The following is a 14,213-nucleotide window of genomic DNA, read 5'->3' as shown; positions in this document are numbered from 1 at the left end:
GACATAGGATGGGTGCGTGACCGACCCGCAGCAGCCCGACGCCTTCCGCGCGCCCGCTCCCCCGCCCGTGCCCCCGGTGCCGCAGGCGCCAGCATCCCAGGCGACGGCTTTCCCGACGCCGGCGTACGAAGCCCCGGCATACGAGGCACCGGCATTCTCGGCGCCCGCGTACCAGGCGCCGGTCGGTGCCTACCAGGCGCCCGTGGGCGGGTATCAGACCGCCGTCGGCCCGTACGCTGCGCCGACGGCTCCCGAGCCGCAGTCGCGGACCACCGGCGTCCTGGCATTGATCCTGTCGCTCGTCGCGGTGATCCTCGTCCCGATCTTCGGCGCCGTCGCCGCGTTCGCCGTCGGCAGCATCATCCCCGGCGCCGTCGATGACGTCACCTCCGCCGACTTCGAGTCGCTCGCGTTCCTGTCACCGGCTCGTGACGAGGTGCTGTGGACCGAGATCTCGTTCTGGACCGGAACGGTTCTCGGAATCGGCGCGTTCGTCCTCGGCATCCTGGCGATCGTCAAGCGCCGCGGACGGGGTCAGGGCATCGCCGCAGTCGTCGTCTCCGTGCTCGGCCCCGTGCTGTTCTTCACTGCCGTCTTCATCGCGCTGGGCATCGGCGCGGCAGCGGGCGCCGCGGAGATGATCTGACGCGTCAGCGCGGCGCGTGGTGCTTCTGCTGCGCGGCGAGCAGTCCGTCCGAGACGAGGGTCTCGACGGCATCCGCGGCATCCGAGATCAGCACCGGCAGGTTCGTGCGCTCGTCCGCACCGAACGGCGCCAGCACCCAGTCCGCCGGGTCCTGGCGACCGGGCGGACGACCGATGCCGACCCGCACACGGGGGAAGTCCGGAGTCGTCAGGGCGTTGGCGACGTCCCGGACGCCGTTGTGCCCACCCGGCCCTCCGCCGATCTTGAGCTTGATCGAATCGAACGGGATGTCCAGCTCGTCGTGCACGATCACCACCCGCTCGGCCGGCACCGAGTAGAACCGCGCCAAGGCGGCCACCGGCGTGCCCGACACGTTCATGAAGGTGTTCGGCTTCGCGAGGACCAGCTTGTCGCCACCGGGCCGCAACCACGTCTCCACGACGCGCGCACCTGCCTTGTGCGCGCGGAACGACTCGCTCCGTCGGTCGGCCAGGTCATCCACGACCATCTGACCGACGTTGTGCCGTGTGGTCTCGTAGCGCGGGCCCGGATTGCCCAGCCCCACGATCAGCCACGTGTCCGCCACGTCCGGCTCCTCTCGAACATCGTCAGGATATGACAGAGGGGACACGATCTCTCGTGTCCCCTCTGAAAGCTCGCGCCGCGCGGGGATTACTCCGCAGCGGCGTCGGCGGCCGGAGCCTCCTCAGCGGCTTCGGCGCCGCCCTCGGTCTCCTCGGCGGCCTCAGCGGCAGCCGGGACGGAGATCGCGACGATGAGCAGTTCGGGGTCCGCGAGAAGCGTCGAGCCCTTGGGCAGCTTGACGTCGGCGGCGGTGACGTGCGCGCCCTCCTCGAGTCCCTCGACCGAGACCTCGAAGTGCTGCGGGATGTGCGTCGCCTCGGCCTCGACGGCGAGCGTCGTGTTCTCGAGGTTGACGATCGTGCCGGCAGCCGACTCGCCGGTGACCACGAGCGGGACGTCGACCTGGATCTTCTCGCCCTTCTTGACGACCAGGAGGTCGATGTGCTCGATGATCTGGTGCACGGGGTCCTTCTGGACGTCCTTGACCAGCGCGAGGTGGTTCTTGCCCTCGATGTCGAGCTCGAGCAGCGCGTTGGCGCGGCGGATGATCAGGGCGACCTGGTGCCCGGGCAGTGCGACGTGCACCGGGTCCGTGCCGTGGCCGTACAGCACGGCGGGGATCTTTCCTGCGGCGCGCAGGCGGCGGGCGAAGCCCTTGCCGAAGCTGTCGCGCAGCTCGGCGGTGACCTTGGTGTCGTCAGACATTGGTTCTCCTTCGGGGCACACGGCGAAGGCCGCGTGGTGGTCTTGAGTTCGGCTTCTCGAGCACAGACGCGAAGAAATCAGCCACGAGGACAGCTTCGCCGCGTCGATTACGGATGCCGCGCACGCGAAGCATCCCTCGCCGAGGAACCTCTCAATCGTACCCGATGCACCGGTAGGCTGAAGACACACGACGAAACCCCACGAATCTGGAGTCCTGCAATGATCGACGGCGCCTTCCTCTCCCACGCGATCGCCTGGCTGATCGGCGCCATGGCCGTCTGCGCCGGCGTGTTCACGATCGGTGCGCTGTTCTCGCTCGGACGTTCCGGGTACCGCAAGGACTGAGTTCGGCCTCACATCTCCTGATCGGATTCGGCTCCGAAGTCCAGCAGCACCTTGCACGAGCGCGCGGCGTCCGCAGCCAGGGCGAACGCGTCCAACGCGTCGCGCGCCGGCAGCACCTGACTGACGATCCCGGTCACGTCCAGCGAACCGTCGGCGAGCGCGTCGATGACCTCATCGAGTTCTGCGGCGAAGCGGAACGAACCGCGCAGATCCAGCTCCCTCGTGATCGCCGTCGCGATCGGGGCGGGAACGTCCCCCGCCCGCTGAAGCCCGAGCAGGACCACGATGCCGCCCCGCACAGCGGCCGAGACGGCGGCGGCGAGTCCGGGCACGGTTCCGCTGGATTCCACGACGATGTCCGCGTGCAGGGCGGAGATCGCGGGCTCGTCGCGGGCGTCCAGCGCGCTCAACCCTCGCGCCTCGGCGATCTCTCGGGGACGCGCTTCCAGGTCGGTCACCGTCACCGATGATGCACCGCCGCGCTGAACGATCGAGGCGACGAGCTGGCCGATCGGCCCGGCACCGATGACGGCGACGCTGCGTCCGCGCACGTCTCCCGCACGGTCGACGGCGTGCCACGCGACGGCCGCGGGCTCCGCGAGAGCCGCCGTGCGCAGATCCAGCGCGTCCGGGATCGAGCGCAGCATCCGACTGGGCAGGGCGACGCGCCGTGCGAAGGCGCCCTGCGTATGCGGCAGGTGCAGCGCCGAGCCGAGATAGCTGGACGCGGGCGCGAGGTTCGGGCGGTCCTCCGGCCACGGCGTGGCCCCGTCGCCGTGCGGCGTCAGCGGGTGGACGACGACGCGGGTGCCGGCATCCGGGCCGCTCCCGTCCGCTGCCGGGATGTCGACGATGCCGGACACCTCGTGTCCGAGGATCATCGGCTCGCGCAGCACCGACGCACCGGCCGCACCGTGCTGCCAGTAGTGCAGGTCGGAGCCGCACACGCCGCCGTAGGCGATCCGCACGACGGCTTCGTCCGCTGCCGGCGAGACGGGGCCCGCGTCTTCGACGCGCAAGTCGTCTGCGGCATGCGCGATCACGGCGAGGTTCTGCATCGGATTCTCCATTCCTCTCACACCAGGGGTGTGCTCAGCTCCACGCCGGCGACGCGGATCGTCACGGTCTGGCCTGGATGAACGGGCGTCTGCGAGTACGGGGCGCCCGTCATGATCACGTCCCCGGGTCCGAGCGGGGTCCACCCGGCGACGTACGCCAGGCACTCCCGGATCGACATGGGCAGCTCACGGCTGCTCGTCTCGGCGACGACTCTGCCGTCCACGTCCACGGTCATGGCGACGTCATCGATGCCGGCATCCGTATCGATCCACGGCCCGAGCGGTGTGTAGCCGACGCCGGACTTGGACTCGAAATTGCGCGGATCGCATTCGGCCCGATCCGGGCTGGAGAGATCGTTCACGGCCGTGACGCCCAGGACGTACTCGTGCGCGTTCTCGACGGTCAGACCGACCGTCGATCGTCCGATGATGATGGCGATCTCTCCCTCGGCGACGGCGATGCCGGCATCCCTTCGCAGACGCACCGCGGTTCCGCCGCCGATGACCGTGCGCGGGCTCTTCAGCCACGCCTGCACCGGTGAGTGATGCGCCGGGCCGTTCTGCGCGATTCCGACGACGACCGCGGGTTCCGCAGGTGCGATCAGGTCGCCGCTCACGGCGCCTTCGTCGTCGAGGCGTCGGTCATCGGCGAAAGCCGCGAACGGATCGCCGATCGCGATGAGCCGGTCGCCGTCCTGGCGCACCCAGCGCGCACGCCCGCTCGTCGCCACGCGTCCGATCCTCATCAGACCACCGCCGTCATGCCGCCGTCGACGAACAGCGTCTGTCCGTTGACGAAGTCGCTCGCTGTACTGGCCAGGAACACCAGCGCGCCCACGAGATCGCGCGTGTCCCCCCAGCGCCCTGCCGGGGTGCGCCCTCGCACCCAGGACGAGAACTGCTCGTCCTCGACGAGCGCGCGCGTGAGCTCGGTGGCGAAATAGCCGGGTGCGATCGCGTTCGCCTGGATCCCGTGCGGTGCGAGATCGGCGCACAGCCCCTTCGTGAACATCACGATCGCCCCCTTCGTCGCCGAATAGGCGGCGATCGACGGCCGGGCGAGTTGGGACTGCACGCTGCCGATCTGGATGATCTTGCCGCTGCCTCGCTCGATCATCCCCGCCGAGACGCGACGCGACAGGTGGAACACGCTGGACAGATTGGTCTGGACGAGCGCCGCCCAGTCCTCGTCCGCGAACTCGGCGATCGGCGCTCGGCGCTGGACGCCGGCGTTGTTGACGAGGATGTCCGGGATGCCGATCAGCTCCTCGACCTCGCTCATGCCGGCATCCACGGCGGCGGCATCCGTCACGTCGAAGACCACGCTGTGGGTGACGACTCCGGTCGTCTGCTGGATCTCGGATGCCGCGGTCGCCGCCTTCGCGGCATCCCGACCGTGGACCACGACCGTGGCGCCCGCACCGGCCAGCCCTTCGGCCAGGGTGCGGCCGATCCCCTGGCTGGAACCGGTCACGATCGCGGTGCGGCCGGTGAGGTCGAACGCCGACAGCCCTGCCGGCGTCACGACGCGACCGCCTTGATCGTCACCGTGGTGGCGAAGACGTCGTCGCCGCCCTCGGCGCGGGACACCTTGATGGCATCGTCCGTGCGGAGCAGGTCGCGGCGCAGGGTCTCCGGAACGAGGAAGGTACTGGCCGTCGTGATCAGTGCGAGCGTCGCCATGTACGCGGCGAGCAGGATCCAGTTCCCGTTGCTCGCCGTGATGATGTAGGCGCCGAGCACACCGGCGAGGCCGCCGGCGAGCACGGCCGAGATCTCGCGCGCCATCGCCACGCCGAGGTAGCGATGCCGGTTGCCGAACATCTCGGGGAGCATCGCGCACTGCGGGCCGAGCATCGTCGCGACGGCGAAGCCGATCCCGATCGCGATCACACCGATCGCCAGACCGTGGTCGCCGAGCGACAGCATCCACCAGGCGGGGAACGTGTAGAGGAGCATGAACACCGCGCCGGCGCGGTAGATCGTGCGGCGACCGTACCGGTCGGACAGGTGACCGGCGAAAGGCACCGAGAAGACTCCGATCAGCGAACCGATCGTGACGCCCCAGGTGAGCAGGCTCTTGTCGGCGGCGTCGCCCAGCACGGAGACGAAGAAGGCGAGTCCCAGCGTCTGGAACATGTAGGAGCCGCCGTTCTCGGCCATGCGCAGCCCGATTCCGACGATGACACCGGGGAGTCCGTGCGTGAAGATGTCGCGGATCGGGCGCTCTGCGATCTGGTCGTGCTTCTCGAGCTCGACGAAGGTCGGCGTCTCCCGCAGGCGCATCCGGATGAACAGTGCGAGCAGGATGAGGACGAACGACGCGAGGAACGGCACGCGCCAGCCCCACGCGAGCAGCTGCGCCTCCGGCAGAAGGGCGATGGCGCTGAACACGAGAGCGGCGAGAAGCGTACCGGCCTGGATTCCGATGAACGGCAGAGCGGAGAAGAAGCCGCGACGCTTGACCGGTGCGTACTCGGCCATCAGCACCGTGGCGCCGGCCTGCTCGGCACCGGCGCCGAAGCCCTGCAGCAGGCGCAGCAGGACGAGGATGACGGGGGCCCAGATTCCGATGACCTCGTAGGTCGGCAGCAGCCCGATCGCCGTGGATGCACCGCCCATCAGCAGGATCGTGACCACGAGGACCCACTTGCGACCGAGCCGGTCGCCGAGCACTCCGAAGAAGAGGCCGCCGAAGGGCCGGGCCAGAAAGCCGACGCCGAACGTGGCGAACGCGAGGACGGTCGCCATGCCCGGGTCGCCCTGCGGGAAGAACAGGACGTTGAAGATCAATGCGGTCGACAGCCCGTACAGGGCGAAGTCGAAGTACTCCAGGGCGCTGCCGAGACTGGAGGCGAGTGTCGCGCGGCGCAGATTGGCCGCGTACTCGGGATCGTCTGACATCGCTCGGGCTGCGGTGCGGGTGTCGGTCACTGCCATCTCCTTCGATCGGCTTCGCCATCGGCGTGAAGGCGACGTTACCAGCATGTTGGCTTCTGTTCAACCCTTTGGACTCGAGAGAGGCGCACGAATCCTGCGCTGCGGCGGTCCGCGTGCGTCAGGGCCGTCGCGCGGCCGCGCTGAACGGGTTCGTCAGGGCGGCCGCCGCTTCGCGCAGCGCCTCCCCCGCCCGTTCGATGCGCTCGAAGTCGGCTTCGGCCGCGCGGATGGCGACACCCAGAGCCAACGGCGGATCCGACGGCGCCCAGCCGTCCAGCGGCACCGCGACGCCGACGATCCCGCGGAACGACTCCTCGGCATCCAGCGCCCATCCGCGTCGGCGCGCGGTCGCGAGCGCCTCGAGCAGACCGCTCATGGTCGTCGTGCTGCGCTCGGTGATCGCCGGGAAGGTCGCGTCCGCCCCCAGCAGAGCGGTGACCTCGTCATCGGTCATGGTGGCCAGCAGCGCACGCCCTGTCGCCGACAGCGCTGCCGGCAGCCGCGATCCGAGCGGAGTGCCGAGTCGAAGCGAACCAGAGCCCTCGTGCCTGGCGAGGTACAGCGCATCGGAGCCATCCAGCAGCGCCACCTGGACGAGCTCGGTCTTCAGGATCTCGGACGACTCGCAGACGCGGTAGAACTCCCGGATCTGATTGAACTGCGCAGCGAACGCGCCGCCCAGTTCGGCCGTGCGCAACCCGAGGCGATACCCCTGGACGGTCCGCTCGATCATGCCGCCGGCCTCCAGCGCGAGGCACAGGTTCGCCGTGGACGACTTCGCCAGCCCCAGGTCGCCGGCCAGTTCGGTCAGCGTGCGCGGGCCACCAGCATCGGCCAGGAGCCCCAGCAGACGGATGCTGCGGGTCACCGCCGGCGCCGGGTCGCGCCCTTCTCGAGCGTCGTCATCCATGGCAGCGCCTCGTCCTTCTCGCCGAACGTCAGTAGAACTCGACCGTATCGACTTCGGCGCGCAGCGGCTGCCCATCGATCAGGCGCGCCGCGTTCTCGGCGAAGCGCCGGGCGATGCGCTCCTCCTCCTTCGAGCTCAGCGCCGCGGTGTGCGGGCTCACGAGGACGCTCGGGTGGGACCACAGTGCGTTCTCGGTCACGAGCGGCTCCTGCTCGAACACGTCCAGGGCGGCGAACGCGATGCGGCCGTCGTCGAGGGCGGGCAGAAGGGCGCTCTCGTCGACGACGGTGCCGCGGCCGACGCTCGCGAGGATCGCACCGGGCTTCACCGCCGCGAAGACGTCCGCGCCGATGAGGTGATGCGTCTGCGCCGTGCCGGGCAGCGTCACGACGATGGCGTCGACGTGCCGCACCGCGTCGACGAGCTCGTCGAGGGGCACGAGCCGATCGACGCCCTCGACCGGCTCCCCGGAGCGGGTCGTGCCCCACACCTGCGCGCCGAGAGCGTGGAAGCGCCGTGCGCACTCGGCACCGATGCCGCCGAGCCCGACCACCAGGACGGTCATCTCGTCGATCTGGCGCATCTCCCAGCGCTCCGGCCACGTCCGCGAGCGCTGGTCGGCGATGAGGCGCGGCAGCCCCTTCGCCCCGGCCAGGACCCCGAACACCGCGAATTCGGCGAGCGGACCGCCGTGCACTCCGGCGCTCGTGGTGAACACGATCCGGTCGAGGGCCTCTCGATCGAGGCCGGCGGCCTTGATCTGGGCACCGCCACCGGCGGCGGTCGTCATGACCCAGCGCAGACCGGGATTCGCGGCGACCGTGCGCGCCAGCGCAGCCGGATCGACGTCCGGGATGCCGAAGAGCGCTTCGGCGGAATCGACCATCGCGTCGAAAGCCGCCTGCTGTTCGGCCGTGCGCACATGGTCGGGGTCACCCGACCAGTCCGCAGGACCGGTCATCGGGCGCACGAGGGAATGATCCCTGACGACCTCGACACGGGGCTCGAGCTCCTCGATGAGCCGACAGAGCTCCTCCGACAGCGGTACGGCTGCGACGACGCGCAGCCTCTTCTCGATGACGGCCATGCTGATCCCTTCCTCGGGAAAGTCTGAGTTCGGACCACTCTAGCGTGAATACATTCCGCTGGACACTATTCATCCTGTTGGATCTTTGCTACGGTGGCGGCATGAGCTCGTCAACCGCCACCGTCGGCATCATCGGCCTCGGCGCCATGGGCCGCCCCATGGCCGACCGCCTCCTCGCCGCCCGCGGAGACCTCGTCATCCACGCGCGACGTCCGCAGCCCGATCTCGTGGCCTCCGGCGCCACCTGGGCGGCGACACCGCGCGAGTTGGCGTCGCGTGCGGACGTGCTGCTCGTCATGCTCCCCGATCTGCCGCAGCTCGAGGAGCTGCTCGACGGCGACGACGGCCTGCTGGCGGATGCCGGAGACCTGTTGATCCTCATCGGCTCCACGTCCTCGGCACAGGCCGTGCGGGATCTCGCCGCGCGCATCGGGGCGCGCACCGACGGCCGCGTGCGCGTCGTGGACTGCCCGGTGTCCGGCGGTGTCGACGGCGCGACCGCCGGCACGCTCTCGATCATGCTCGGTGGCGATGCCCAGGATGCCGCCATCGCGGCAGACGTCCTCTCCCCCTGCGGCACGCCCGTGCTGCTCGGCCCGCTCGGCTCCGGCGAGGTCGCCAAGGCCTGCAACCAGCTCGTCGTGTCGGCCACCATCCTGGCGCTCGGCGAGGCGACCGTCCTCGCGGATCGCTCGGGGCTCGACCTCGACGCACTGTGGACGCTGCTCTCCGGCGGCTACGCCGGCTCTCGGCTGCTCGAGAGCCGCAAGCAGAAGCTCGTCAGCGGCGACGACTCGCCCAGCGGCATCGCGCAGTACATGGTGAAGGACCTGGGTTTCGCCGCCGACATCGCGGCGGCGACGGGCACCTCTCCGGTGCTCCTGCCCGCACTCCAGGACGCCTTCGACGAGATCGTCGAAGCAGGCCTCGGCCAGCGCGACATCTCGGTGGCACGTCGTTTCATCGCCTCCCGCGACACACGGGCACGCCGAGGGTCCGTGCCGCGATAATCTGGGAGCAATCCCCTACTTCACGATCGAGGAGCATTCTGTGCCCGAAGCATCAGCGAACATCGGAGTCGTCGGACTCGCCGTCATGGGTTCGAACCTCGCCCGCAACCTCGCCAGCCGCGAGGGCAACACGGTGGCGATCTTCAACCGCAGCTACGAGAAGACGCAATCCGTCCTCGACGCCCACCCCGAGGCGGGCTTCGTTCCCGCACAGACCTACCAGGAGTTCGCGGACTCGCTGCAGAAGCCGCGTACGGCGATCATCATGGTCAAGGCCGGCGGCCCGACGGATGCCGTGATCAATGCGCTGGTCGAAGTGTTCGAACCGGGCGACATCATCGTCGACGGCGGCAACGCCTACTTCCCCGACACGATCCGTCGCGAGAAGGCGGTCCGCGAGACCGGCATCAACTTCGTCGGCGCGGGCATCTCCGGTGGCGAGGAGGGCGCGCTGCTCGGCCCCTCGATCATGCCCGGCGGCTCGGACGAGTCCTGGATCACGCTCGGCCCGATCCTGCGCTCGATCGCCGCAGTCGCCGAGGGCGAGCCCTGCGTGACGCACATCGGACACGACGGCGCAGGGCACTTCGTCAAGATGGTGCACAACGGCATCGAGTACGCCGACATGCAGCTCATCGCCGAGGCCTACGACCTGATCCGCCGCGGTACGGGCAAGACCCCCGCCGAGATCGCCGAGATCTTCGCCGAGTGGAACAAGGGCGAGCTGGAGTCGTACCTCATCGAGATCACCGCCGAGGTGCTGCGCCAGGTGGATGCCTCCACCGGCAAGCCGCTCGTCGACGTCATCCTCGACCAGGCCGGAGCCAAGGGCACCGGCGCCTGGACCGTGCAGACGGCTCTCTCCCTCGGAGTGCCCGTCTCCGGCATCGCCGAGGCGACGTTCGCGCGCTCCCTTTCGAGCCACCCCGAGCAGCGCGCCGTCGCCGGTGCCCTCCCCGGACCCGATGAGGCGTTCGCGGTCGCCGATCAGGCCGCCTTCATCGAGGACGTCCGCCTCGCCCTGTACGCGTCGAAGATCGTCGCCTACTCGCAGGGCTTCGACGAGATCCGCGCCGGTGCCGCCGAGTACGACTGGTCGATCGACCTGGGGGCCGTGTCGAAGATCTGGCGCGGTGGCTGCATCATCCGCGCCCAGTTCCTCAACCGCATCGCGGACGCGTACGCCGAGGACGCGGATCTGCCCGTCCTGATGACCGCTCCGTACTTCGCCGAGGCGCTCACCCGCGCGCAGGCCGCATGGCGCCGCGTCGTCGTGACCGCCGCACAGGCCGGGATCCCGGCGCCGGCGTTCTCGTCGTCGCTGTCGTACTACGACGGTCTCCGCGCCGATCGTCTTCCGGCGGCCCTCGTCCAGGGTCAGCGCGACTTCTTCGGCGCGCACACCTACAAGCGCATCGACAAGGAAGGCACCTTCCACACGCAGTGGTCGGGCGACCGCACCGAGATCGAAGCCGAAGACACGCACTGAGGTGACGAGACGGAAGGACCGGGGCCAGTGGCTCCCGGTCCTTCCGCGTTCACGGCGCGATGTTGTGATTGCGCCGGAACAGGTTCTCGGGATCCCAGGTCCGCTTGATCCCGATGAGCCGGTCGTATCCGGGACCGGTGAACATTCCCGGCACGTCAGCAGGTCGTTCGACCGGAGAGAAGTTGCCGTACTCGGCGAGACGATCCTGCGCGATCTGCTCCCAGTCCGCGAGGATGCGCCCCCGTGCCGCGTCATCGACCAGGCCGGGGATGTCGAAGGCGCCGGCCATCACGAACCAGGTCGCCTCCCGCGCCGGGAACGCCGTCGACTCCTGCTCGACGGCGCCGAAGGCACCGCCGAGCGATCGCAGGAACACCACGGAGGCCGGGTAGGCGGCGCGGAACGCCACCAGCGCATCGATCAGATCGTCATCGAGTCGCGCGAACAGACCGTTGCCGCCGATGAACCCCGGAGGGGCCTGCTCCTCGCCCTCGGGAGGTGTCGGCGGCACCATCAGGATGTCGCGATACGCGGGTGTCGTGATCTCGGTGGAGACGCCGTCGATCGCGGTGATCGGTGCGAGAGCGTCTCGGAGGCGATCGGGATCCGCGCCGGCCCATACGGCGCTGAGGCTCGCGCCCGCCGGCGCGCTCGGGTCCATCGGCGGGACGTCCATGTAGGTGACGGTGAGCTCGTGCGGCGCGGCCTGCATGACGTCGCGCGTCGCCCGCAGCACGGCCGCCGGGTCGCCGGTGAACGTGTTCTGGGCGAACGCGATGCCGTCGAGCGCGTGGGCGGCGAAATCGAACCGGGTGACGATGCCGAAGTTGCCCCCGCCGCCGCGCAGCGCCCAGAACAGGTCGGCGTTCTCGGAAGCCGACGCCTCGACGACGTCGCCGGTCGCGGTGACGACCTGGGCGCCGACGAGCTGGTCGCCGGCGAGCCCCCAGGCGCGCACCATCCAGCCGATGCCGCCGCCGAGCGTCAGCCCGCCGACGCCGACGGTCGCGGTATCGCCGGAGCTGATGGCGAGTCCGTGCGGGGCGAGCGCGGCCGCGACATCGCCCCAGACGGCACCGCCGCCGACATGGACGGTCGTTCCTTCGATCGTGATCTCGGACAACTCGGAGAGCTCGATGCGCAGACCAGGCGATGCGCCGTGGGACCAGACGCCGTGGCCACCGGCGACGACGGTGAGTGATGCTTCTTCGGTGCGAGCGCGCTGCACGGCGGCAGCGACCTCGGAGACGGTGGTCGGACGGATGATGACGGATTCGGTCATGCCGCAAAGGTAGACCCGGCCGCGGACATCGCGGCATGCTGTGCGCTCACGGCGAAACTGCGAGGCGTCCCGCGTCGCCGGCGCTCACCACTCCGCGACGGACCCGTCCGGATGCCGCCACACCGGATTCTGCCACCGCTCCCATCGTGCCGAGGCATCCCGGACGGCGGCCTCGTCGATCTCGATCCCGAGCCCTGGCCCGGTGAGCCGCTCGAAGTGGCCGTCCACGAAACGCAGCGGCTCGGTGTCGGCGACGTAGTCGAGCACCTCTGCACCGGCGTTGTAGTGGATGCCGATCGACTGCTCCTGGATGAGATGGTTCGGCGTGGCGAAGCCGACCTGCAGGCACGCGGCCAGCGCGAGGGGCCCGAGCGGGCAGTGCGGCGCCACGACGGCATCGAAGGTCTCGGCGAGTGCGGCGATCCGGCGCACCTCCGAGATCCCCCCGGCGTGCGACACATCCGGTTGCAGGATGGCGGTGCCGGCCTGCAGCACGGGGAGGAACTCCTGCCTGCTGTACAACCTCTCCCCCGTGGCGATCGGGATCGTCGTGGCATCGACCATGCGCCCGATCATGTGCGAGTTCTCCGGCACGACCGGCTCCTCGATGAAGAACGGATGCAGCGGCTCGAGCAGCGGTGCGAGCCGACGCGCCGTCGCCAGCGTGAAGCGGCCGTGCAGATCCACTGCGACATCCCGATCCGGGCCGAGCACCTCGCGGGCGCTGGCGACGCGGGAGACCACGCCGTCGAGCTCGGCGACCGAGCCGTTGCGGCTCATGCGACCGGACGCGTTCATCTTCACCGCGGTCAAGCCGACGGCGAGCTGCGCGGCGATGTGATCGGCCACCTCGGACGGATCGTCTCCGCCGACCCAGCCGTAGGCCCGGATGCGCTCTCGCACCGCACCGCCGAGCAGGTCGTGCACCGGTACGCCGAGCCGCTTGCCCTTCAGATCCCACAGCGCCTGGTCGACACCGGCGACCGCGCTCGCGAGCACGGCGCCGCCGCGGTAGAACTGCCCCTTGGACAGCACCTGCCAGTGCTCCTCGATGAGACCGGCAGCCTGGCCGAGCAGATAGTCGGCGAACTGGTCGACAGCGGCACGGACGACATCCGCGTAGCCCTCCAGGGAGGCCTCGCCCCAGCCGACGAGTCCGTCCGAGGTCTCGATGCGGACGAACAGCCAGCGCGGTGCCACGGGGAACGCCTCCACCCTCGTGATGACATCGCTCATCATGCCGCCTCCGGCTTCGCGCGGTCGGCGCACTGCAGTTTCGTCACCTTCGACGTTCCTCTCCTGGCCCTCCCGGAAGAATATCGGGATCGCACGGCGCGATTCACAGCCAGCCCATAACGCGTTCCATAGAAATCACATAGGAGACTCCGCAGAATGGGGTCATGACCACCGATCAGCCCGACCTCCGTCGCCCGGACGGCTCTCCCCTGCGCATCCTCGCCGTCGACGACGAGCAGATGCTCACCGATCTGCTCGCGATGGCCCTGCGCATGGAGGGCTGGGAGGTGCGCACCGCGGCATCCGGTCTCGAGGCGCTCCAGGTCGCGCGCGAGTTCGAGCCGGACGCCCTGGTGCTCGACATCATGATGCCCGACCTCGACGGCATGGCCGTCCTCAAGCGCCTGCGCGAGTCGGGCAACTTCGTGCCTGTGCTGTTCCTCACCGCGAAGGATGCCGTCGGCGACCGCATCGCCGGTCTCACCGCCGGAGGCGACGACTACGTCACCAAGCCCTTCAGCCTGGAGGAGATCATCGCCCGACTGCGCGCGATCATCCGCCGTACCGGTCACGCCACCGCCGACGACGCCCAGTCGATCCTGCGCGTCGCCGATCTGACGCTGAACGAGGACAGTCACGAGGTCGTGCGCGCCGGCGAGGAGATCGAGCTCACAGCGACCGAGTTCGAACTGCTGCGCTACCTGATGCGCAACGAACGGCGCGTGCTGTCCAAGCCGCAGATCCTCGACCGGGTGTGGAGCTACGACTTCGGCGGCAAGTCCTCCGTCGTGGAGCTGTACATCTCGTACCTGCGGAAGAAGATCGATGCCGGCCGCACGCCCCTGCTGCACACGGTGCGCGGCGTCGGCTACATGATCAAGGCTCCGCAGTGACCACGACGAGCCCGGCGCGGCGACCGC

Annotated in this window: 15 protein-coding genes; 5 read left to right on the top strand and 10 right to left on the bottom strand. The window is 69.6% G+C overall.

The genetic code is table 11. The features are described from left to right. Nucleotides 1-16 precede the first annotated feature (16 nt). Nucleotides 17-646 carry a hypothetical protein gene (locus M2317_RS10660; protein WP_429459976.1) on the top strand — a complete coding sequence of 210 codons (630 nt, stop codon included), beginning with the start codon at nt 17-19 and terminating at the stop codon, nt 644-646. A 4-nt stretch (nt 647-650) separates the two neighbouring features. On the opposite strand, the gene pth is transcribed toward M2317_RS10660, so the two are convergent. Both pth and M2317_RS10650 read right to left on the bottom strand, forming a co-directional pair. Next, complete coding sequence (gene pth / locus M2317_RS10655; RefSeq protein ID WP_429459974.1) at nt 651-1,232, bottom strand: aminoacyl-tRNA hydrolase; 582 nt, start codon at nt 1,230-1,232, stop codon at nt 651-653. Between the two features lie 86 nt (nt 1,233-1,318). Beyond that, nucleotides 1,319-1,936, bottom strand: coding sequence for a 50S ribosomal protein L25/general stress protein Ctc (locus tag M2317_RS10650; protein ID WP_429459972.1), 618 nt, complete (start codon nt 1,934-1,936; stop codon nt 1,319-1,321). Nucleotides 1,937-2,155: 219 nt separating this feature from the next. Here M2317_RS10650 and M2317_RS10645 point away from each other — a divergent pair, with 219 nt between their 5' ends. Then, complete coding sequence (locus tag M2317_RS10645) at nt 2,156-2,281, top strand: hypothetical protein (RefSeq protein ID WP_429459970.1); 126 nt, start codon at nt 2,156-2,158, stop codon at nt 2,279-2,281. Nucleotides 2,282-2,289: 8 nt separating this feature from the next. On the opposite strand, the gene M2317_RS10640 is transcribed toward M2317_RS10645, so the two are convergent. From M2317_RS10640 to M2317_RS10615, 6 genes are all read right to left on the bottom strand, one after another. Continuing rightward, nucleotides 2,290-3,339, bottom strand: a complete 1,050-nt coding sequence (locus M2317_RS10640) for an alcohol dehydrogenase catalytic domain-containing protein (protein WP_429459968.1) — start codon at nt 3,337-3,339, stop codon at nt 2,290-2,292. A 17-nt stretch (nt 3,340-3,356) separates the two neighbouring features. Continuing rightward, the gene (locus tag M2317_RS10635) at nt 3,357-4,085 is read right to left on the bottom strand and encodes a fumarylacetoacetate hydrolase family protein (protein WP_429459966.1); all 729 of its coding nucleotides are present in this window, start codon (nt 4,083-4,085) and stop codon (nt 3,357-3,359) included. Then, complete coding sequence (locus tag M2317_RS10630) at nt 4,085-4,864, bottom strand: SDR family oxidoreductase (RefSeq protein WP_429459964.1); 780 nt, start codon at nt 4,862-4,864, stop codon at nt 4,085-4,087. The genes M2317_RS10635 and M2317_RS10630 overlap by 1 nt, the downstream gene beginning before the upstream one ends. Then, nucleotides 4,861-6,279: an MFS transporter gene (locus tag M2317_RS10625; RefSeq protein ID WP_429459962.1), complete on the bottom strand. Its 1,419-nt coding sequence runs from the start codon at nt 6,277-6,279 to the stop codon at nt 4,861-4,863. Before M2317_RS10625 ends, M2317_RS10630 begins: the two co-directional genes overlap by 4 nt. 118 nt (nt 6,280-6,397) lie before the next feature. Beyond that, nucleotides 6,398-7,189 (bottom strand): IclR family transcriptional regulator, encoded by a 792-nt coding sequence (locus M2317_RS10620; protein ID WP_429459960.1) that lies wholly within the window; start codon nt 7,187-7,189, stop codon nt 6,398-6,400. 28 nt (nt 7,190-7,217) lie between these two features. Next, a complete protein-coding gene (locus tag M2317_RS10615; RefSeq protein ID WP_429459958.1) occupies nt 7,218-8,276 on the bottom strand; it encodes a D-2-hydroxyacid dehydrogenase in 1,059 nt (352 codons plus the stop codon). Between the two features lie 101 nt (nt 8,277-8,377). Between M2317_RS10615 and M2317_RS10610 the strand changes: the two genes are divergently transcribed. Together M2317_RS10610 and gndA are read left to right on the top strand one after the other, a co-directional pair. Then, entirely contained in the window at nt 8,378-9,286 is a 909-nt protein-coding gene (locus M2317_RS10610) for an NAD(P)-dependent oxidoreductase (RefSeq protein ID WP_429459956.1), read from the top strand. Nucleotides 9,287-9,326: 40 nt separating this feature from the next. After that, on the top strand, nt 9,327-10,775 hold the full coding sequence (gene gndA, locus M2317_RS10605; RefSeq protein ID WP_429459954.1) for an NADP-dependent phosphogluconate dehydrogenase: 1,449 nt from the start codon (nt 9,327-9,329) through the stop codon (nt 10,773-10,775). A 49-nt stretch (nt 10,776-10,824) separates the two neighbouring features. Here gndA and M2317_RS10600 read toward each other — a convergent pair whose 3' ends face one another. Together M2317_RS10600 and dgoD are read right to left on the bottom strand one after the other, a co-directional pair. Further along, nucleotides 10,825-12,057 carry an FAD-binding oxidoreductase gene (locus M2317_RS10600; RefSeq protein ID WP_429459953.1) on the bottom strand — a complete coding sequence of 411 codons (1,233 nt, stop codon included), beginning with the start codon at nt 12,055-12,057 and terminating at the stop codon, nt 10,825-10,827. A gap of 84 nt (nt 12,058-12,141) precedes the next feature. Then, complete coding sequence (dgoD, locus tag M2317_RS10595; RefSeq protein WP_429459951.1) at nt 12,142-13,293, bottom strand: galactonate dehydratase; 1,152 nt, start codon at nt 13,291-13,293, stop codon at nt 12,142-12,144. Between the two features lie 164 nt (nt 13,294-13,457). Here dgoD and M2317_RS10590 point away from each other — a divergent pair, with 164 nt between their 5' ends. Continuing rightward, nucleotides 13,458-14,186: a response regulator transcription factor gene (locus M2317_RS10590; protein WP_429459950.1), complete on the top strand. Its 729-nt coding sequence runs from the start codon at nt 13,458-13,460 to the stop codon at nt 14,184-14,186. The last annotated feature ends 27 nt before the right edge of the window (nt 14,187-14,213 follow it).

The organism is Microbacterium sp. ZKA21, from assembly GCF_050434165.1.
In the GTDB taxonomy this organism is placed as follows: Bacteria; Actinomycetota; Actinomycetes; order Actinomycetales; family Microbacteriaceae; genus Microbacterium.
This window is presented reverse-complemented; position numbering and strand designations above follow the sequence as displayed.

What these genes read in the sequence shown, in the direction of transcription:
- M2317_RS10620 (WP_429459960.1), bottom strand. Translation starts at nt 7,189, where the DNA reads ATGGATGACGACGCTCGAGAAGGGCGCGACCCGGCGCCGGCGGTGACC.
- M2317_RS10645 (WP_429459970.1), top strand. Translation starts at nt 2,156, where the DNA reads ATGATCGACGGCGCCTTCCTCTCCCACGCGATCGCCTGGCTGATCGGC.
- M2317_RS10635 (WP_429459966.1), bottom strand. Translation starts at nt 4,085, where the DNA reads ATGAGGATCGGACGCGTGGCGACGAGCGGGCGTGCGCGCTGGGTGCGC.
- M2317_RS10615 (WP_429459958.1), bottom strand. Translation starts at nt 8,276, where the DNA reads ATGGCCGTCATCGAGAAGAGGCTGCGCGTCGTCGCAGCCGTACCGCTG.
- dgoD (WP_429459951.1), bottom strand. Translation starts at nt 13,293, where the DNA reads ATGAGCGATGTCATCACGAGGGTGGAGGCGTTCCCCGTGGCACCGCGC.
- M2317_RS10625 (WP_429459962.1), bottom strand. Translation starts at nt 6,279, where the DNA reads ATGGCAGTGACCGACACCCGCACCGCAGCCCGAGCGATGTCAGACGAT.
- M2317_RS10650 (WP_429459972.1), bottom strand. Translation starts at nt 1,936, where the DNA reads ATGTCTGACGACACCAAGGTCACCGCCGAGCTGCGCGACAGCTTCGGC.
- M2317_RS10590 (WP_429459950.1), top strand. Translation starts at nt 13,458, where the DNA reads ATGACCACCGATCAGCCCGACCTCCGTCGCCCGGACGGCTCTCCCCTG.
- M2317_RS10600 (WP_429459953.1), bottom strand. Translation starts at nt 12,057, where the DNA reads ATGACCGAATCCGTCATCATCCGTCCGACCACCGTCTCCGAGGTCGCT.
- M2317_RS10640 (WP_429459968.1), bottom strand. Translation starts at nt 3,339, where the DNA reads ATGCAGAACCTCGCCGTGATCGCGCATGCCGCAGACGACTTGCGCGTC.
- M2317_RS10610 (WP_429459956.1), top strand. Translation starts at nt 8,378, where the DNA reads ATGAGCTCGTCAACCGCCACCGTCGGCATCATCGGCCTCGGCGCCATG.